The following is a 17,916-nucleotide window of genomic DNA, read 5'->3' as shown; positions in this document are numbered from 1 at the left end:
TTCTGTCCCCCTACTGATCCGGCCCGGACTGATCCTGCCCGGTCCGATCCAGGCCGGTCCGATCCAGGCCGGCGACGTCGGCGGCGTACCGGAAGACCTCGACAAGCATCGCGAGGGTGAGAAGCCCGGTGAAGGTGTTGCGCTGGCTCGGGTGGTAGCAGCCGAGCAGGTGCAGCTCCCGCCCCGTAGCACCGTCGGCCAGCGTCACGTGGGCGCCGTGGCCGAACACGGGCCGGGGTCTGGGCAGTTGGTACCCCGCGTCGCTCAACACCGGGAGCAGCGCCTGCCAGCCGAAGGCTCCCAGAGCGACCACGGCGCGCAGGGTGGGGCCCAGCAGTTCCAGTTCTCGCGCGAGCCAGGGCCGACAGGCGTCCCGCTCGCGCGGGGTCGGCCTGTTCTGCGGCGGCGCGCAGTGGACTGGAGCCGCGAGCCGCACGCCGCGCAGCTCCAGCCCGTCACCGATATGGGTGCCGGTCGGCTGGGAAGCCAGGCCGACAGCGTGCAGCGCCTTGAAGAGGATGTCGCCCGAGGCGTCCCCGGTGAACATACGGCCGGTCCGGTTTCCGCCGTGCGCGGCGGGCGCGAGGCCGACCACGGCCAGCGACGCGTCCGGCGGACCGAACCCCGGGACCGGCCTGCCCCAGTACTCCCAGTCCCGGAACGCCGCGCGTTTCGTGCGGGCGACCTCCTCCCGCCAGGCCACCAGCCTCGGGCACGCCCGGCACTCGGTCACGGCGGAGTCCAGCTCGGCGAGTCCCGCGCAGCCGGGCGCCCGGCGCGCGGGAAAGTCGCCGCCCTCAGGATCAGGGCGCGGACCTGCGGACTCCTGCGTGTCCATGTCTCCACGCTAGCCCGGGGAGCCGTCAGATGCGGTGGACCGTGCGCAGAGTGCGGGCGTAGAAACCGGTGCCTTCGAGGAGTGAGGGACCCCGAGGTAGGCGGAATTCCATCGTCTACCTCATTCCTTCCTCGACCTTTCCATCGCATTCGAACCGCGAAAGCACACGCCGCCAAGACGGCCGCCGCGAAAGAACCTGCCGCCACGAGCGGTGGCACGGCACGGGCGGCGAAGGCCGCGGCATGCGGTGTGAGCTGGCAGCAGCCTGGCGGCGCGAACACGACGGTCTTCATGCAGTACGTCAACTGCGGCTCGACCGCCCGGGTGTTGGCGCCCTTCGCCGTGGGCGCGGGCAGCGAGTCCCAGTACACACTCGCCCGGGTGTGCCGGACCGTACAGCCGGAAGGGGGAACGCGGTGGGTGATCGATCCCTCGTACTTCCCGCCCGAGAACACCACTATGCAGACGGTGACCCACTGCTGGCCCCCCGCGCCCGGCGCGGCGGCACGCTCGCAGTCCATCGCGCCGAAGGCCGCCGCTGACCGGGCCGGCACACCGCCCGCGCAGGTCGGCGGTGCCAAGCTGGGCGCGGGCCTGAACCAGCAGGGCACGGGTGGCACCCGGCGCACCGCTGCCGTGCCGTGCGGTACCACCTGGGCCCAGCCCGGCGGTCCGGGCACGACCGTGACCGTCGACTACGGCAACTGCATGGGCGTGCCGACCCTGATCGCGCCGCTCGCCGTCGGTGACGGACACGGACCCGACGCCCGGTACAGCTACACGGGCATCGCCCAGTACGTACCCCCGGGCGGCCAGGCAGCGCAATTCCGCATCGACGCACCGCTGTTTCCGCCGGAGCCGACCAACCTCCAGTGGACCACGCGCGTCATGTAGAGCGTCGCGTGCAGAGCTTCGTCGCACACAGGGGATGCGATGACGCATCGGCCTTCACGAACCCCCGTGGTTCGTGAAGGCCGACGGCGCGTGCTCGTGCCGCCATCGATCTACGGATCGTCGCGCTCCGGGATCTCACTTCCCAGTACACCGGCGCCGAGCGGGGTGGCCAGTGCCAGGCCCAGAACCAGCAGGCGAAGGTACTCCCGGTGCCTGGCCAACCAGAGAGAAGCAACCACAAGCAGAAGTACTGCGCAGGTCGTGACAGCCCACCACCACCGGTCCCACCAGGTGGGCGTGGAGCCGATGGTGACGGACAGGAACTCGGCTCCAAGTCGGCGGTCCGCGTCTGTGGCATCGGTGATGACGATCTTCCCGCCCACCTCGCCGAATTCGGTTCCGGCGCTGAAGGAGACGGTGAACGGCACCGGATCCTTCAGGCCCGGCGGAATCGTGACCGTGCGCGGACTGATTCGGAGCGCGGCATCCGTCGGCTGGTCCTCCAGCGACAGTTGCAGCGTGTGCGGACGGTTGTCGTCGTTGCGGACGATCAGTAGCCGACCGTGTACGCGTCCGCCGGGATGAGTGAGGTGCGTGTCCAGGGAGATGCCGGCCAGGAAGAGCCGCCGGGACGCCGCAGAGACCGATGTGGTGAGGGGGCGGCGGTCGGGCAGCATTCCCGGCGCTTTCGTGTCGGTGGTGAGCTGCAACTTGCCTGTAGCCGTTGACGGCACGGTGAACCAACCCGTGAACTGCAGATCGTTGGGCTTCTCGTCTCCGCTGGTTCCGTCGTCGCGCAGCACCACCTTCGTCGGTGAGAAGCCGTCGCCCGTCAGCAGCGCCCCCGCCTTCACGCCGTTCAGTTGCGATGCGCTGGTGACGAGCATCCCGCGGCCTGTCTGCAGCCGCACCCGGACCCGGACTTCCTCTTTCGGCCGAGGGGAAGCGGGTTCCATGGAGACTGACGAGTGCAGGGACCCCTGCCACATCGCCCCTACGCTGGCGGCCTTGGCAGCCAGCCCTCCGGGGGCGTGAAGCGTGATCCGCCACGTCCCGGGAAGCGGGGCGGTCACCCGCAGTGCCTCGACGGGGCCGTCGCGGCCGCTCACGCTGAATACTGAGCCATCGAATGTGCCGGCCAGCGGCGCCTTGCGCCCCATGGGGTCGAAGTAGGTGACGGAGATCGAAGGATCACCTTTGGTGACAGTGATCGAGCCGGCGGCGGCGAGCGGTGGGATATTTATTTTCAGTTCAGTGGCAGGACTCCCCACGTTCCCGTGCGCAACCCTGGCGCAGCGAGCGACGGCAAATGCCAGCTGCAGGGCTGCTTCCACCTCGCTCGAGTCCGCGACAATGTGCGCGCGGGGCACGGCCTCCGGCAGGTCCGAGCAGCCTTTCTGGTAGCCGTTTGCGGCGATTTCCCAGAGCGCGCGCTTGTCGAGTTCTTCACCGAACCCGAGTGGCCAGATCTGCACCTGGTCTTTTTGGGCTTGATTGAGGACGGCATGCATGGCCCTGATCCCATTTGCTTCCCGCTCGACTGTGTCAGAGCCGTACGAGGGAACGTCCCGCACATCCAGTCTTCCGTCAGTGAGGAGGAAGATCATCTTTGGTGCGCCGGAGGGGTGCCCGCCGTCAGCCAGGCGGCGCAGAGCCTGGTTGAGAGCTGCGGGAAAGTCAGTGCCCGGTCCGAGGTTGAGTGACGCTCTGCTGTTGAGTCTCCGCGCACATTCGGTGAGCTTCTTCCGTCCCACCGCGTCGACAACCGTGGGTGGGCAGATCTCGTTGACCGGCCGCTGGCCGGACTTCTCCGCGCTGCCGAAGGCGATGAAGGTCGCGCGGGACCGGTCCGAGATCTCTGCCTGGCCGAGCAACGCGGCAGCTTGGGCCTCCCTGTTCAGGTCCTGTCTGTCCAAGCTTGCCGAAGCGTCGACGAGCACAACAAAGTCGACTGGTTCGATGCCTTCGGATTGCGCGACCGAGCCTTGCGCGCTCACGGGGTCGGCCAGCGGTCCAGCCAGTACGCACAGCGCCGCCATCAGCAGCACCGTCAGCTTCCGCATCCGTGAACTCCAGTGTTCAGCGTCAGGAGCCGGCCGGCTCATCGTTCTCACCCCCCCGTGCCGGTTGGTGATGAGCCACCCGTCCGGAGAGATGCCGTCGGAGCGGCGGGAGGCCTTCGCCGCAATAGCGGCAAGATGGCGAACGCCGCTCCGGCCGCCAGAACCGCAGAGATCAACAGGACGCGCGCGTATCCGACGGACAGCGCTTCGGCGTAGCCCCAAGCCTGTGGCTGGTCGGCGAGCGTGTGTTCCGTGTGGCGGACGGCAACACTGGTCAGCGCGGCCAGGCCGAACGCACCGCCTGCCAGCGACGCTACATGGGTCAGCTGCTGCGGCAGTCCGTCAGAGGTTGTGTCACGGCCCGCGAGGCCTGCCAGGCGCGCCGGTACGAGCCCGAGGCCCAGTGCCGTGACTTCCAACGGGCCGAGAAGGTCGGTGAGGAAACTGCCGTCCGGGGAGACTCGGCTGAGCCAGGCCAGACCGGCGGCGATCAGGAACAGTCCCAGGAACAGCGGGCCGTGCTCACCGGAAGCCGGTCTGGGCCCCGCCATCGACACCGCAATGACGGTCGCCGCAGGGACGAGAAGCACCAGTCCCGCGGCCAGTGGGCCATAGCCCAGCACGTTTTGCGCATAGAGGGAGACGAACACAGCTTCGCTGAGCAGGGCGGCGTGGAGCAGCGCGCTGACGGTCACGGCCGCACCCAGCGGCAGGGACCGGACCCGTGCCAACGGCACGAGCGCTCTCTGGCCGGACCGCCGCTGGCAGGCCACGAACCCCACCGAGCAGACCACCCCGGCCGCGAGCGACAGCAGAGTCGGGACAGATCCCCAACCGTGCTGCTCGGTGCCGGCGAAGGCGAAAGTGATGGCCACGAGCGCCCCGCTGAGGGCCAGCGTGCCAAGGATCCCGAGCGTGATCCCCTGGTCGGTGGCGTCCTTTCGCAGCAGCGACACCCCGGCAGAGAAGAGGCTGACCGCCACAGCGAAGTTGACCAGGAAGAGAGCCCTCCACCCGAACTGCCCGGTGATGAGGCCGGCGATGGCGTCGCTGCACAAGACAGCCACACTCGTCGCTGCGGCGAGCCGGCCCAGGCCGCGTCCGCTGAGGGCGGCGGCCGCAATCGACATCGCCGATGCGCTGACCAGCGCGGCACCGCATCCTTGCGCAGCACGCGATGCCAGCAGAAGCTCCGGCGACAGCACACCAACGCAAGCCAGGCTCGCCAGGCCGAACAACGCGACACCGGCGAGGAAGACCGGGCGGGCACCGTAGCGTTCGGTGGCTCGCCGACCGGACAGCAACAGACCGGCCAGGCCCAGGCCGTAGGCGTTCACCGGCCATGCCGCGTCGGCCAGGTCCAGGTCGAGGGACTCCTGAAGGGAGGGGAGAGCGACGTTCATTTGCATGGCTCCGAGGACGACCGCGAACTGGGCCACGCAAGCCATCAGCATGACGCGCCACACCGGGGCGCCATCCGATGCCTCGCTCTCGGCCGGGCCTCGGGTCTTCGTCGGTCCGCGCTCGGTCGGCGATGGCACCGCGATGCCCACAGCGTCAGGGGCGGGCACCGTTGATTGAGCATTCTCGATGCCTTGCGCGCGTGAGCGCCCGTCATCTGTGTCGAGGCCATGGGTCGCAGTCTCGGCTTCCACCGCCGCAACTCTCATGACATCGCTGTCCGGTTGACCGGAGTCCGGCCTGTTCAGAGGATTGTCCGGAGTTGTCGCGGACAACCCCGCGTCCTGCACCACCTCGCCCCGCACGACAACAACGCCGTCCGGGCCCGGCTCCGTGCCGGGTGTGGCCTTCCACCCGATGTCCTCGGCCGCCTCCTTCGTGGCTTCGTGCCCCTCGTGCAGGACACGCTTGAACGTATCCAGTGTCCGGTCCACGTCAGCGAGCGCCCCGTCCAGGGGATTGGGGAACGCCAGGCCCGGCTCCGCCACCTCCGGGCCATCGCCCTGCGAGGTGTCGGCCGGCGGTACCTGGCCGGCCGTTCGGTCCTGCAGCCGAGCGACCTCTGCTTCCAGGGTCTGGATCCGCCGCGCCGCGAAATCCACCACCTGCTGTGCGGTGTCCCGCTCCTGCACAGCATGATCAAACTGTTGCTGAATGGAGCGCTGCCGCTCCTCATACCGTGCAAGGAGTTGCTCCAGCAGGCTCAGCTCTCCCGGATCGCCCGCGAGGCGAGCCTGAAAGCCGTCGATCTGACGACTCAGCTCATCGATCTTCGACTGCGCCCAGCCCAGCAGGAGAAACAGCATGCCGCCGACCCGCTCGGCCTGAAACCGGCTTGCCTCGCTCACTTGTAGTGCTTGCCGCGCACGGCCGAGTTCCTCCTGCGTCTCGATGATCCGGTCCTTCGCCGCGGACAACTCCCGGCTCAGTTCCCAGTCACCGGCCGACCGAGCCCCGACTGACGTGGGATGATCCCGTGCGGCCAGCCACAGTCTCCGGGCATCCCCGCACCGCTCCCGTGTCTCCTCGGCGCTGTCGGCGGGAAAGCAAAGCTCCGCGACGGCCTCCACCAAGTCCCATCCCAGGTCGTCGCCCGCGAGCATGGCGTAGAGCTTTCCCTCGGAGGGCACCGCGCCGGAGCCGAAGTGATCAGGTGTCAGACGCTCCCGCAGCTTGCGCGCGGAGATGCCTGCCGCGTCCAGCCATCCACGCAGCAGCCAGGCGAGCTCGTTGCTCTCCTCGCAGTTCCCCCGGACAGGGCCCCAGGGTCTCCCCGCCCTCGCCGTGCGCGGCGCCCCCGCGGACTGTGCCTCCACTTGCCCCGCCCCGTTATCGCCCGATAACCCCGTGTTGTCGCAGGGACAATATCCAACCGCTGGAACGCCCTCCTGTACAGGCTCATCGTCGACCCAACGCCCGCACCGCATAGGAGTTTTCGATGAATCTGCCCACCCCCACGCTCGTCACCACTGCGACCGCCGCCAGCGCCACGACCGCGTTCTTCCTCGCGGGGGTGCCTGGCTGGATCAGTGTCGCTCCCGCCCTGGCCGGCGCCGCGGTCGTGCTCGTTACGCATGTGCACCAGGAGGTCCGGGCCACGCGTCGGGTCACCCACCAACAGCGCCAGGAACGCGCCCATGCCCGGCAGCAACGCGCTTTGGAGCACCAAGCCGTAGCGGCGGCGCAGGCCCTTACTGATCCTGATCTGCGCGTCGACGCTCTCCTGCGTCTCGTCGAACTCCACAACACCGCGCCCCCAGGGGCCCTTGAACCCGCCCCGGCCGAACCAGGTCAGTCGGTGCCGGGCGGGTGAGCGCTGATGCGTCGAAAGAGACGCCTGGTTGTGCAGACAAGGACGGTTCATCTGCCACAAGTCCATCGGGGAGCGACGTGAGTCGCTCCCCGATGGCACTGCGGTCCGGTCATCCCTCGGAAGGGCCGCCGTCCGGCTTGGGCTCATCCGACCCGGCGTCCTCCACGGGGGCCTCGGCCGCCGCGGGATCCAGGATGCGCATCAGGAAGTTCCTGGTCCGCTCGTGCTGCGGATCGCCCACAACCTGCTCGGCCGGCCCCTGCTCGACGATGACTCCGCCGTCCATGAACACGACCCGGTCGGCGACCTCCCGAGCGAAGCTCATCTCGTGCGTGACGACCATCATCGTCATGCCCTCGGCGGCAAGCAGCCGCATCACCGACAGCACATCGCCCACCAGCTCGGGGTCGAGCGCCGAGGTCGGCTCGTCGAAAAGCATCACCTCAGGACCCATCGACAGCGCCCGTGCGATCGCCACCCGCTGCTGCTGCCCACCGGACAGCTGTGCCGGATAGGCATCCGCCTTGTCGGCAAGACCCACGCGGTCGAGGTTCTCCCGGGCCACAGCCGCGGCCCGTGTCTTGTTCCGGCCCAGCACGCGCCGCTGTGGCAGCGTGAGGTTCTCGGTCACGTTCACGTGCGGGAAGAGGTTGAACTGCTGGAAGACCATGCCGATACGGCGGCGTACCGCGTCGATGTCCACGTCCAGGTCGGTGACTTCCGTACCGCCCACGAAGACCTGGCCGGAGGTGGGCTCCTCCAGCAGATTGACGCAGCGCAGCAGGGTCGACTTGCCCGATCCGGACGGCCCGATGACGCACACCACCTCGCCGCGGGCGATGTCCAGGTCGATTCCCCGCAGGACCTCGTTGTCCCCGAAGGACTTGTGCAGGCCCCGGATCTCGATCTCCGCGTGGTCCGCACCCATGCTGTCCACCGTGTCCGTCTTCTGAGACATCACGTCCTCACCTGGCCTTCTCGGAGCGGGCCTCCAGGCGGCGCACCACGAAGCTCAGCGGCACGGTCACCAGGAGATAGCAGAGCCCCGCGACCAGGATCGGGGTCGAGTTGGCAGTCTGGCTGGCCAGGTCCCTGCCGAACTTGGTCAGCTCCCGTTCCTCCAGCGTGACACCGAGGAACAGCACCAGCGAGGAGTCCTTGAACAGCAGGACGAGCTCGTTGGTCAGCGGTGGGATGACGATGCGGAACGCCTGCGGAATGATCACCGACACCATGGCCCGGCCGTGTGAGAAGCCGAGCGAACGGGCCGCCTCCATCTGTCCCTTGGGCACCGCCTGGATGCCGGCCCTGATCGTTTCCGCCATATAGGCCGCGGCGACCAGTCCGAGACCGAGCGCGACCTTGCCGTACGTACCGCCGGGGATCTGGGTCCCGGGGAACGCCAGTGGCACCGCCACGCCCACGAAGATGAAGATCAGCAGGGCGGGCAGGCCACGGAAGAGCTCGATGTAGACGGTGGCGACCCACCGGTAGGGAGCGACGGAGGAGAGCCGCATCAGCGCGATGATCAGACCGAGTACCAGGCCGAAGACGAAGCCGGAGAGCGTGTACACCACCGTGTTGCGCAGCGCGGTGGTGATGATGTCGGGGAAGAGCTCCTTGGCCAGGTCCTTCTGCGCGAACTGGTTCTGCAGCCTGCCCCAGTCGGCCAGCAGGCCGATCACGACTATCGCGGCGACGAAAACGGCGTACTGGATGCCCTGCGAGACGCGGCGCCGCTGGCGCCTGGTCAGCCGAGATGTCACGACGTGCCCTGGGGCAGCGGGCCGATCCACTGCTCGTACAGCTTCTTGTACGTGCCGTCCGCGCGGGCGTCCGTGATCGCCTTGTTGATGGCGTCGAGGAGCTTCTTGTTGCCCTTCTTCACCGAGATGCCGTACTGCTCGCCAGTCTTGATGTTGTCGCCGAGGACGAATTCGGCGGCGTTCTTCTTGTCCTTGAGCCAGCCCTGGACGACCGGGTAGTCAATGACGACGGCGTCGACCTGGCCGGTGCGCAGCCCGTTGAGCACCGCGTCAGAGCTCTCGAACGCGACCGGGTTGAAGCCCTGCTCCTTGGCGTAGCTCTCGCCGGTGGTCTCCGCCTGGGCACCCAGCTTCTTGTTCTTGGCCTTGACGTCGGCCAGGGACTTCACGCCGCTCTTCTTGGTCGCGAGCAGCGCCTGCGTGGCGTCGAAGTACGGGACGGAGAAGTCCACGTTCTTCTTGCGCTCATCCGTGATCGTCATGCCCGCGGCGGCCAGGTCGCATTCCCCGGAGTTGAGGAAGGCGCCGGTCTTGAAGTTCTCGAACGGGGTGTCCACGATCTTCTGCTCGACCTCGAGGTTCTTCGCCACAAGATCGACCAGCGACACGTCGAATCCGACGACCTTACCGCCCTGCTCGAACTGGAACGGCGGGTACGGCAGGTGGGTGCAGGTGGTCAGCTTGCCCTTGTGGACCACGGGAACGCCGCCCGCCGCTTCGCCCGCTCCGTCGTCCCCGGAGGAACAGCCCACGGCAAGGAACATCCCCGCCGCCACGGCTCCGGCGGTGGCGCGGGCGCGGATGCTGGTGCGGTTACTGCGGTGTCCGCTGGCCGTCCAGAACACGGTTGACCTCCATGGGTGAGCGGTGCGGGCGGTCCGCACTTCGCGACTGCCCGCGGAGATCGTAAGGCACCGAGGGCGCGGCATGACGCAGCTGTCCACGCCGCGTTCCGCCTGGTGAGACGGTGGTCGCCCAGTCCCGGCCGGACAAGACAGGCTGAATGGGCGCGAACGAGGGCGTGTGCGTCGGGGCGTGCGGTGGTCCGGCCCGGGTCCTCGTCAGGTGATCGCAATGACCAGTTCGGGACGGTCCCACATCACCGCGGGCGGATTAGCGCGCACGGTGCCGATCCGCTGCGCGCCCACGCTGAGGTAGAAGCCTTCGGCGGGCGGGTGTGAGACGACGCGCACGGCCTCGATCCCCGCGTCGCGCGCCTCGCCGGCCATGTGCTCGATGAGCAGGCGGCCGATGCCGAGTCCCTGGGCGGCATCGGCGACGAACATCAGGTCGAGTTCCGGCGGGGACAGGATGAGGGCATAGAAGCCCAGAGCTCTCCCGTCCTCGCCGACGGCGGCGAAGACCGGATGAGTCTCGAGGTAGTCGGGCCCCACCCGGTATCCGGCGATCATCGGGGCATACGGGCCCTCATAGGCGCGGGAAGTGCGCACCAGCCGGGTCAGCCGCTTCGCGTCGCGGGCGGTGGCTCGTCTGATCCGTACGGCCGCCCGGCGCGCCCCGCCGCGGCCGTCCGTCATACGCGAAGTCATGGAGTGAGTATTACCTGTCGGCGCAGGCGCGGCAGTCCACCTGCAGACTGGACAGAAGAATGGGGACCAAATGATCAGTCCCAGCGCCATCGATCGGCGATTGCCCGAGAGCCCCTCGCCACGCCAGGTCTGGTACGCCTCGTACGGCTCCAACATGCACCTCGGCCGGCTGATGCACTACATCGCGGGCGGTCGGCCACCCGGCGCCATGAAAACGCACCCCGGATGTCGCGACAGCCGGCCGCCACAAGCGTCCGTCCCGGTGGAGCTGCACGGCCAGGTGTACTTCGCCACCGAGTCGGCCGTGTGGACCGGCGGGCGAGCCCTCTACGATCCGGACGCCCCGGGGCAGGCGCTCGCGAGGGCGCATCTGGTCACAGCCGGACAGTTCTCGGACATCGCGGCGCAGGAGATGTACGCGGAGCCCGGCCTGGACCTCGACCTCACGGAAGTCCTGCGCGACGGCAGGGCGGCGCTCGGGGACGGGCGTTACGAGACGCTTGTCTGTCCGGGCGCGCTGGACGGCGTTCCGGTCCTCACCTTCACGGCTCCGTGGGCCATGGCCGATGTCGAGTGGAACACGCCGTCGGCGCCCCACCTGAAGCAACTGTCGGCCGGCCTCCTGGAGGCGGGTGCTTGGAACATGTCCGACATTGCCGAGTATGTGGCGGCGCGCCCAGGCGCAGCCGGGCACTGGAGTGCGTTGGAGATCGCCCGCCTCATCGAGTGATGCCGTGCACGGCGCCCTCTGCGTCGCAGCCCGTCCAGGGGTCCCCCCTTGCCCATTATCTGCACACCTGCATATATTGCAGATACGCAACCTTCATGTCGGCGCAACCAACGGGAGGACCCCATGGACACCACAGCGGACGAGCACGCGGTCGCCGCCGTCATCGCCGCCCTCGTCGAGGCCTGGCGACGGCACGACGCCGACGCGTACGGCGAGCTCTTCACCGCCGACGCCACGTACACCACCTTCCTCGGCACCCACTACCGCGGCCGCCGCGACATCGCCGAGAGCCACCGCACCCTGTTCTCCACCTTCCTCAAGGGCACCCGACTGGCCGACGAGATCGTCGGCATCCGCTTCTACGGGCCCGACACGGCCGTGGTCACCGGACGGGGCGACACCTACAAGGGCAAGCAGCCGAAGAAGCTCGGCAAGGCGCAGACGTACACGATCGTCCGCGAAGCCGACGGGCTATGGCGCATCGCTGCCTTCCACAACACCAAGGGCAGACCGTTCATGGAGGGCATCTCCTTCAAGGTGGCCCCCGGGCTCGTACCGGCGGCCCGGAGGTAACCCCTACTACGGGGGGCTGCTCGGGCGGCACCTCCACCCTGAGCCGGACGGCGAGTTGGCTCCGTGGAGTGATGCCGCACCTCCTGCGTGATTCCTAGGCTCGCCTCCATCAGGCCGTCGTCCGACGCCCGGCCACCAGGAGAAGGAGACTCCGGGATGACCCGAGTCCGTCATGCCACCATCGCCGCCGCGCTCGTGCTGTCGATGGCCGGGGCGGGTACGGCACTGGCCGCTCCGCAGCAGGGGAGCGCCGCCGCGCCCGCCGCCGCGTCCTTGGACGCCAAGGGCGTTCAGCTGGAACTGCCGCGCCCTACAGGGCCGTACGCCGTCGGGCGCAACACGCTGCACCTCGTCGACGCGTCCCGCCGCGACCACTGGGTGCCCACAGCGGGTGCGCGGGAACTGATGGTGTCGATGTACTACCCGGCACGGCCCGGTACCGGCACGCCCTCCCCTTACATGACCACCAATGAAGCCCGGCTGCTGCTGGAGTACCAGGACCTGGACAAGCTGATTCCGGCCACGGTCCTCAGCGGCACCCGCACCCACTCGGCGCTCGGCGCGCGGCCCGCGCACGGCCGTTTCCCGCTCGTGGTGCTCTCCCCCGGCTTCACCGCGCCGCGCAGCACTATCACCGCTCTCGCCGAGGAACTGACCAGCCGCGGCTATGTCGTCGCCACCGTCGACCACGCCTACGAGGCGGTGGGTGTGACCTTCCCCGGCGGCCGGACCCTGCCCTGTACGGCCTGTGACTCCGCTCAGGGGACCGGCCAGATCGCCGACGGGCGGGCGAAGGATCTCTCCTTCGTACTGGACCGGTTGACGGGACGTCACCCGGCGTGGCGGTATGCCCGGATGATCGACCCGAGGCGGATCGGCATGGGCGGTCACTCCATCGGCGGCGCGAGCACCGCTGCGACCATGGCGCTCGACCGGCGGATACGTGCCGGTGTGAACATGGACGGCGCCTTCGCGACCGCGCCCACCGCCGCGGGCCTGGGCGGACGTCCCTTCATGATGCTCGGCACCGAGGCCGGGCACAGCCCCGGCAGCAAGGACACCACCTGGGACCGCGCCTGGAGCAATCTGGACGGCTGGAAGCGCTGGGTTACCGTCGCCGGTTCGGGCCACTTCGCGTTCACCGATCTGCCGGTGCTCGGTGCGCAGTTGGGACTGAGCGATCCCGAGGATCCGCTGCCCGGGAAACGTGCGGGCGAGATCACCCGTGACTATGTGGGGGCCTTCTACGACCTGCATCTGCGGGGCATCGCACAGCCCCTGCTCGACGGTCCGTCGCCGCAGAACCCGGAAGTAGAGCTGCACAGCCCTTCCTGGGCCCGGCGCTCGCATGTGGTGTACGTGGCGGGAGTTGCGCTCTGGCGCGGGGCGGTGCGTGCGCGATGGAATGTGCGCGCGCTCCCCGCGTGATCGTCACTTTCCGGGCTCTGGAGGCACGATGGCGAGACCCACCGCGTTACGTACGGCACGGAGGCTGGGCGTCGGTGCCCTCGCGGCCTGCCTGATGACGGCGCTGCCCGCCCCCACGGCGCGGGCGAACGACCCCGCGCGCCCCGAAGCCCCGGCACTGAAGATCGTCGGCAATGAGACACAGCCCGCCTTCTCGCGCGCCGACGCGATGTTCCAGCAGGTGAACGTCGAGACGAAGACGGACAGCGACGGCGACGGGCAGCGCGACACCGTGCGGATGCGGATCCTGCGGCCGAAGGAGACCGAGACCGGACTGAAGGTCGCCACGATCATCGAGGCGAGCCCGTACTGGGCCGGGGGGAACGATGTGCCGAACCATGGGGTGGATCTGGACGAGGACGGGCTGCCGGCCGACAGGCTGCGCTCCGGCGAACGGCGGCAGCCCGGCCTCGTCGGACCGTCCGTGCCGTTCTCCGGCTATACGGACAACTACTTTCTGCCGCGCGGCTATGCGGTCGCCCAGGTCGACAGCGTCGGCACAGGCGGTTCGACCGGCTGCCCGACGTCCGGTGGCCGCAATGAGACTCTCGGCGCGAAGGCGGTCGTGGACTGGCTGAACGGCCGGGCCAGGGGCTGGGACCTGGAGGGCAGGCCCATCGGCGCGGCCTGGTCGACCGGCAATGCGGCGATGATGGGGATCTCGTACAACGGGACGCTGCCGACTGCCGTTGCCACGACGGGAGTTGAGGGACTCAAGGCGATCGTGCCGATCTCCGGCATATCGTCCTGGTACGACTACTACCGGGCGAACGGCGGAGTCGTGGCCCCCGGCGGCTATCAGGGCGAGGACACCGACGTCCTCGCCAAGTACGTCTACAGCCGCACCGACCGGGAGATCTGCAAGCCCGTCCTAGACCGGCTGACGGCCGATCAGGACCGCACGACCGGTGACTGGAGCCGGTTCTGGGCTGAGCGTGACTATGTCAAGGACGTACGGAAGATCAGGGCCGGGGTCTTCGCGGTGCACGGCGGCAACGACTGGAATGTGAAGACCCAGCACTTCGGGCAGTTGTGGGAGGCCCTGAAGAAGTACGACGTGCCGCGCAAGCTGTGGCTGCATCAGGCGGGCCACACCAACCCCATGCCGCTGCGGATGGAGGAGTGGCTGCGGCAGCTGCACCAGTGGTTCGACTACTGGCTGTACGACCTGGACAACGGCGCGCTGGACGCACCGCGGGTCGATGTCGAGCAGTCCGACTTCAGCTGGCGTCAACAGTCCGAGTGGCCGGCGCGCGGCACCCGTGATGTGACGCTGCGGCTGAACAAGGGTGGCCTCGCGCCGCTGCCCGGCCCGCCGGTCAAGCAGTCGCTGACGGACGAGGGCCGCACGGTCACGGCGGAGCGGCTGGCAGCCGATCCGGATACGGCGAAAACGAACCGGCTGGCGTACACGACCGGCCCACTGCCGCAGGATCTGCGGGTCAACGGCGTGCCCGAGGCGTCAGTACGGGCCTCACTGGACGGGACGTCCCCGTATGTGACGGCGCTGCTCGTCGACTACGGCACGGACACGCGCGCGACAGCGGGCACGGTCGCGGACACCTCCAAGCTGATCTGCTACGGAGAGGGCATCCCCGAGGACACCGGCTGCACCTACCGGACGGTGCACCGCACCGAGACCGCCGACTTCAAGATTGTGTCGCGCGGCTGGCTGGACGCCCGTAACCGCAATTCGATCGCTCGGCAGGACAAGGTCGTGGAGGGCCGTGAGTACCGGCTGGAGTGGTCGATGCAGCCTCAGGACTATGTCTTCAAGAGGGGACACCGGCTGGGTGTGGTGCTGATCTCGACGGACTACGACTACACGCTGCGGTATCCGGCAGGGACGCGGATGACCGTACGGGCCGGGGTCAGTACGGTCACGCTCCCGATCGGGAGGCCGTAAGTCCCGTACACCTCACCCGTGCACCGGATAGGAGGCCTGGAAGTCCAGGCGCGCGTCGGCGCCCTCGCCGATGCGCGCCAGGACTGCGTCGAACTCCATGAACTCCTCCCAGACCGACCGCCTGGCCGGAATTGTTTCTCGAACTGCCATCATCTAAGTTAGGTCAGCCTAACCTAAGAGAGTCGGGGAGCAGTGTGAACGCAAAGATCTACCGGGACGCCTGGGGGATCCCGCATCTGCGGGCCGGCAGTCCGGACGAACTCGCCTACGTCCAGGGGCGCAACGTCGCGGCGGACCGGGCCTGGCAGATCGAGGTCGAGCGGCACCGTTCGCAGGGCACCACTGCCGCCTTTCTCGGTGCGGAGGCCGTCGGCTGGGACCGCTTCGTACGCCAGGCGCGCCTTGACGACACCGCGCGGCGCTGCTTCCGCAGCCTCGACGCGAGCACCGCCGTGTGGCTCACCAGGTACGTCGACGGTGTCAACGACTCTCTCGCCGACGGGGCTCGCCGCGCTCCGCAGTTCGCCGCCACGGGGCTTGCCCCCGGACGGTGGGAGCCGTGGACGCCACTGGGGATCTGGCTCAGCGCGCACATTCTCTTCGCCGGCTTTCCGACCAAGCTGTGGCGAGAGGAGGTCGCCCACGCCCTCGGCGACGACGCGATCGAGCTGTTCGCCACCGACGGGAACCGCACCTCGGGAAGCAACGGCTGGCTCGTCACCGGCGAGCGCACGGTCACGGGGGCGCCGCTCATCGCGGGCGACCCCCATCGGTTCATCGAGGACCCGGGGATCTACCAGCAGATCCATCTGTGCTGCCCCGAGTTCGACGTGGTGGGACTGGCCGTGCCCGGCGTCCCCGGCATCGCGCACTTCGCGCATACAGGCAGCGTGGCATGGGCGATCACCAACGCCATGGCCGACTACCAGGACCTCTACCGGGAGCGCCTGCGAAGACGGGGAGCGGAGGTGGAGTCGCTCGGCCCCCAGGGCTGGCGGCCCGCGTCCGCGCACCGGGAAATCATCGAGGTGGCGGGCGGCGACCCGGTCGAGATCGAAGTGATCGAGACCGAGCGCGGGCCTGTCGTGATCGGCGGCGTCGACGAGGCGACCGCGATCAGCCTCCGTCTTCCCCCGCGGGTCGGCGGGGACCTGGGCTTTGGCGCACTGCCCGCGCTGCTGCGGGCGCGGACCGTCGACGATGTGGACCGCGCCCTCGACCAGTGGGCGGAGCCCGTCAACGTCGTACAAGCCGCCGACACCGCGGGCGGACTGCTGCACCGCGTCGCCGGCCGGGTGCCGCAGCGGCACCGGGACAACACGCTGCGTGTCGTGCCCGCCTGGGAGGCGGTGTACGAGTGGCACGGTCCGCACGAACCACTACCCCGCGAGACGGTCGACGGCATCGCCGTGATGGCGAACCAACGAGGTCTGGCCGCTCCCCTCGGGGTCGAGTTCGCACCCTCGCACCGGGCCGAGCGCATTCGCAGCCTCCTTGAGCAGTCGGCCACGTGGTCCGCCAAGGACATCGCGACTGTCCATATGGACACTCAACTCGCCTCCGCCAAACCGTTGTTGGAACTGGTAGGCAGACTCGACGGGTTGAGCGCCGGCGCCACACTGCTGCGGGACAGGCTGGTGGGCTGGGACATGCGGATGGACGCCGAGAGCACGGACGCGACGGCCTACGCCGACGTGCGGTCGGCGGTCGTACGCCGGATCGCGGCCCACCTGGCACTGCAAGAGCTGGCGGAACGGGTCGAGGCCGCGCCGTATCCACAGCTTTTCGCGCCCTGGCTGGCCGTCGTCCCCCGGGTCGCCTTCGCGCTGGAGGGGCTGCTCACGGCGGACGCGCTGCCCGGCATCGACCGTCCGGCGGTCGTGCGGGAGGCCGTCGAGGAGGTGGCCGCCGCCGGCCGGACAGCAACACCCTGGGGCGAGCGGCACCGGCTCGCTCCCTGGCAGGCGCTGCCCGACGCGCGTCCCGAGGTGTGGCAGGGGCTCTCCGGCGACCACGACTGTGTGCTGTCCACGTCGAGTGTGCCGGGCCTGACCGACCTCAGCTCACGGGGACCGGCGGCGCGCTACGTATGGGACCTGGCCGAGCGCGAGGACAGCCTCTGGGTGGTCCCGTTCGGCGCGTCCGGCATCCCCGGCGACGCCCACCACCGCGACCAGCTGCCGCTGTGGCTGCGCGGCGAACTCGTCCCCGTCATCACCGACTGGAACCGACTCACCGAGGAAGGCATGACGTCCGAAACCCCCGCCCGCCGCGAGGCCGTGTACGAACAGACTGTCGACGGCTTCGGGACGGTACGCATCGTCCCGCTGGATCCCGCCGCCGACGTCGATCTGATCCACGGTTGGGTCACCGAGGAACGGGCCCGGTTCTGGGGCATGGCCGACCACACCCGCGAGCAGGTCCTGGAGATATACGAGTATCTGGACTCGCTCACGACCCATCACGCCTTCCTGGTCCAGCGGGACGGCGAACCGGTGGCGCTCTTCCAGACGTACGAACCGGACGCCGACCCGGTCGGCGAGTGCTACGAGGTGCAGCCCGGCGACTACGGCATACATATCCTCATCGGTCCCGCGGACGGTGGTACGGAGCGGGGCTTCACCGGCGAAATCTTTCGCGTCCTCATCGCCTACGTGCTGGCCGACCCGGAGCACCGGCGGATCATCGTCGAGCCGGATGCCCGCAACCAGAAGGCCATCGAGCGCATGGTCCGCGCCGGGTTCGAGCTCGGACCGGAGATCGACAAGCCGGAGAAGCGGGCGCGGCTGGCGTTCTTCAGCCGCGAGCCGCAGGAGCGCCGCGGCTGAACGACCCGGGCCGACCGGCTCGGGCTG

The 17,916-nt window shown here is 69.0% G+C and carries 15 protein-coding genes; 7 read left to right on the top strand and 8 right to left on the bottom strand.

Translation table 11 applies throughout. The annotated features are described in order from the left end of the window. Positions 1 to 10: 10 nt before the first annotated feature. Positions 11 to 838, bottom strand: coding sequence for a uracil-DNA glycosylase (locus ACQEVG_RS16165; protein WP_432983435.1), 828 nt, complete (start codon positions 836 to 838; stop codon positions 11 to 13). A 249-nt stretch (positions 839 to 1,087) separates the two neighbouring features. On the opposite strand from ACQEVG_RS16165, the gene ACQEVG_RS16160 reads away from it, so the two are divergent. Next, positions 1,088 to 1,732 (top strand): hypothetical protein, encoded by a 645-nt coding sequence (locus ACQEVG_RS16160; protein ID WP_432983432.1) that lies wholly within the window; start codon positions 1,088 to 1,090, stop codon positions 1,730 to 1,732. 110 nt (positions 1,733 to 1,842) lie between these two features. Here the strand turns inward: ACQEVG_RS16160 and ACQEVG_RS16155 are convergent, their stop codons facing one another. Then, positions 1,843 to 3,795 carry a vWA domain-containing protein gene (locus ACQEVG_RS16155; RefSeq protein WP_432983429.1) on the bottom strand — a complete coding sequence of 651 codons (1,953 nt, stop codon included), beginning with the start codon at positions 3,793 to 3,795 and terminating at the stop codon, positions 1,843 to 1,845. A gap of 47 nt (positions 3,796 to 3,842) precedes the next feature. Further along, positions 3,843 to 6,572, bottom strand: coding sequence for an MFS transporter (locus ACQEVG_RS16150; protein ID WP_432983426.1), 2,730 nt, complete (start codon positions 6,570 to 6,572; stop codon positions 3,843 to 3,845). A gap of 122 nt (positions 6,573 to 6,694) precedes the next feature. Here ACQEVG_RS16150 and ACQEVG_RS16145 point away from each other — a divergent pair, with 122 nt between their 5' ends. Further along, the gene (locus ACQEVG_RS16145; protein ID WP_432983423.1) at positions 6,695 to 7,069 is read left to right on the top strand and encodes a hypothetical protein; all 375 of its coding nucleotides are present in this window, start codon (positions 6,695 to 6,697) and stop codon (positions 7,067 to 7,069) included. A 109-nt stretch (positions 7,070 to 7,178) separates the two neighbouring features. Here the strand turns inward: ACQEVG_RS16145 and ACQEVG_RS16140 are convergent, their stop codons facing one another. The 4 genes from ACQEVG_RS16140 to ACQEVG_RS16125 all read right to left on the bottom strand — a co-directional run bounded on the left by ACQEVG_RS16140 (position 7,179) and on the right by ACQEVG_RS16125 (position 10,385). Continuing rightward, positions 7,179 to 8,027, bottom strand: a complete 849-nt coding sequence (locus tag ACQEVG_RS16140) for an amino acid ABC transporter ATP-binding protein (protein ID WP_432983420.1) — start codon at positions 8,025 to 8,027, stop codon at positions 7,179 to 7,181. A gap of 7 nt (positions 8,028 to 8,034) precedes the next feature. Next, the gene (locus ACQEVG_RS16135) at positions 8,035 to 8,865 is read right to left on the bottom strand and encodes an amino acid ABC transporter permease (protein ID WP_432983417.1); all 831 of its coding nucleotides are present in this window, start codon (positions 8,863 to 8,865) and stop codon (positions 8,035 to 8,037) included. Further along, a complete protein-coding gene (locus tag ACQEVG_RS16130; protein ID WP_432985386.1) occupies positions 8,832 to 9,599 on the bottom strand; it encodes an ABC transporter substrate-binding protein in 768 nt (255 codons plus the stop codon). Before ACQEVG_RS16130 ends, ACQEVG_RS16135 begins: the two co-directional genes overlap by 34 nt. A 297-nt stretch (positions 9,600 to 9,896) precedes the next feature. After that, a complete protein-coding gene (locus tag ACQEVG_RS16125; protein ID WP_432983414.1) occupies positions 9,897 to 10,385 on the bottom strand; it encodes a GNAT family N-acetyltransferase in 489 nt (162 codons plus the stop codon). 70 nt (positions 10,386 to 10,455) lie between these two features. On the opposite strand from ACQEVG_RS16125, the gene ACQEVG_RS16120 reads away from it, so the two are divergent. The 4 genes from ACQEVG_RS16120 (at position 10,456) to ACQEVG_RS16105 (ending at position 15,061) form a co-directional block, all read left to right on the top strand. Next, positions 10,456 to 11,115: a histone deacetylase gene (locus tag ACQEVG_RS16120; RefSeq protein ID WP_432983411.1), complete on the top strand. Its 660-nt coding sequence runs from the start codon at positions 10,456 to 10,458 to the stop codon at positions 11,113 to 11,115. A gap of 123 nt (positions 11,116 to 11,238) precedes the next feature. Continuing rightward, entirely contained in the window at positions 11,239 to 11,688 is a 450-nt protein-coding gene (locus ACQEVG_RS16115) for an SgcJ/EcaC family oxidoreductase (RefSeq protein ID WP_432983408.1), read from the top strand. Between the two features lie 156 nt (positions 11,689 to 11,844). Beyond that, the gene (locus ACQEVG_RS16110) at positions 11,845 to 13,116 is read left to right on the top strand and encodes an alpha/beta hydrolase family protein (protein ID WP_432983405.1); all 1,272 of its coding nucleotides are present in this window, start codon (positions 11,845 to 11,847) and stop codon (positions 13,114 to 13,116) included. Between the two features lie 28 nt (positions 13,117 to 13,144). Beyond that, entirely contained in the window at positions 13,145 to 15,061 is a 1,917-nt protein-coding gene (locus ACQEVG_RS16105) for a Xaa-Pro dipeptidyl-peptidase (protein ID WP_432983402.1), read from the top strand. A 12-nt stretch (positions 15,062 to 15,073) separates the two neighbouring features. Here ACQEVG_RS16105 and ACQEVG_RS16100 read toward each other — a convergent pair whose 3' ends face one another. Continuing rightward, positions 15,074 to 15,214, bottom strand: coding sequence for a hypothetical protein (locus tag ACQEVG_RS16100; RefSeq protein WP_432983399.1), 141 nt, complete (start codon positions 15,212 to 15,214; stop codon positions 15,074 to 15,076). 41 nt (positions 15,215 to 15,255) lie between these two features. Here ACQEVG_RS16100 and ACQEVG_RS16095 point away from each other — a divergent pair, with 41 nt between their 5' ends. Then, positions 15,256 to 17,889, top strand: a complete 2,634-nt coding sequence (locus tag ACQEVG_RS16095; protein WP_432983396.1) for a GNAT family N-acetyltransferase — start codon at positions 15,256 to 15,258, stop codon at positions 17,887 to 17,889. Positions 17,890 to 17,916: the final 27 nt, after the last annotated feature.

The sequence above is a fragment of the Streptomyces sp. CA-135486 genome (genome assembly GCF_050936555.1).
Taxonomy (GTDB): domain Bacteria; phylum Actinomycetota; class Actinomycetes; order Streptomycetales; family Streptomycetaceae; genus Streptomyces.
Note: the sequence above shows the minus strand (reverse complement) of the source record. Positions and strands in the feature narration are given on the sequence as shown.

Excerpts from the sequence above, each read along its gene's own strand:
- ACQEVG_RS16130 (WP_432985386.1), bottom strand. The coding sequence starts at position 9,599 with ATGTTCCTTGCCGTGGGCTGTTCCTCCGGGGACGACGGAGCGGGCGAA.
- ACQEVG_RS16110 (WP_432983405.1), top strand. The coding sequence starts at position 11,845 with ATGACCCGAGTCCGTCATGCCACCATCGCCGCCGCGCTCGTGCTGTCG.
- ACQEVG_RS16100 (WP_432983399.1), bottom strand. The coding sequence starts at position 15,214 with ATGATGGCAGTTCGAGAAACAATTCCGGCCAGGCGGTCGGTCTGGGAG.
- ACQEVG_RS16145 (WP_432983423.1), top strand. The coding sequence starts at position 6,695 with ATGAATCTGCCCACCCCCACGCTCGTCACCACTGCGACCGCCGCCAGC.
- ACQEVG_RS16155 (WP_432983429.1), bottom strand. The coding sequence starts at position 3,795 with ATGCGGAAGCTGACGGTGCTGCTGATGGCGGCGCTGTGCGTACTGGCT.
- ACQEVG_RS16125 (WP_432983414.1), bottom strand. The coding sequence starts at position 10,385 with ATGACTTCGCGTATGACGGACGGCCGCGGCGGGGCGCGCCGGGCGGCC.
- ACQEVG_RS16115 (WP_432983408.1), top strand. The coding sequence starts at position 11,239 with ATGGACACCACAGCGGACGAGCACGCGGTCGCCGCCGTCATCGCCGCC.
- ACQEVG_RS16140 (WP_432983420.1), bottom strand. The coding sequence starts at position 8,027 with ATGTCTCAGAAGACGGACACGGTGGACAGCATGGGTGCGGACCACGCG.
- ACQEVG_RS16165 (WP_432983435.1), bottom strand. The coding sequence starts at position 838 with ATGGACACGCAGGAGTCCGCAGGTCCGCGCCCTGATCCTGAGGGCGGC.
- ACQEVG_RS16105 (WP_432983402.1), top strand. The coding sequence starts at position 13,145 with ATGGCGAGACCCACCGCGTTACGTACGGCACGGAGGCTGGGCGTCGGT.
- ACQEVG_RS16120 (WP_432983411.1), top strand. The coding sequence starts at position 10,456 with ATGATCAGTCCCAGCGCCATCGATCGGCGATTGCCCGAGAGCCCCTCG.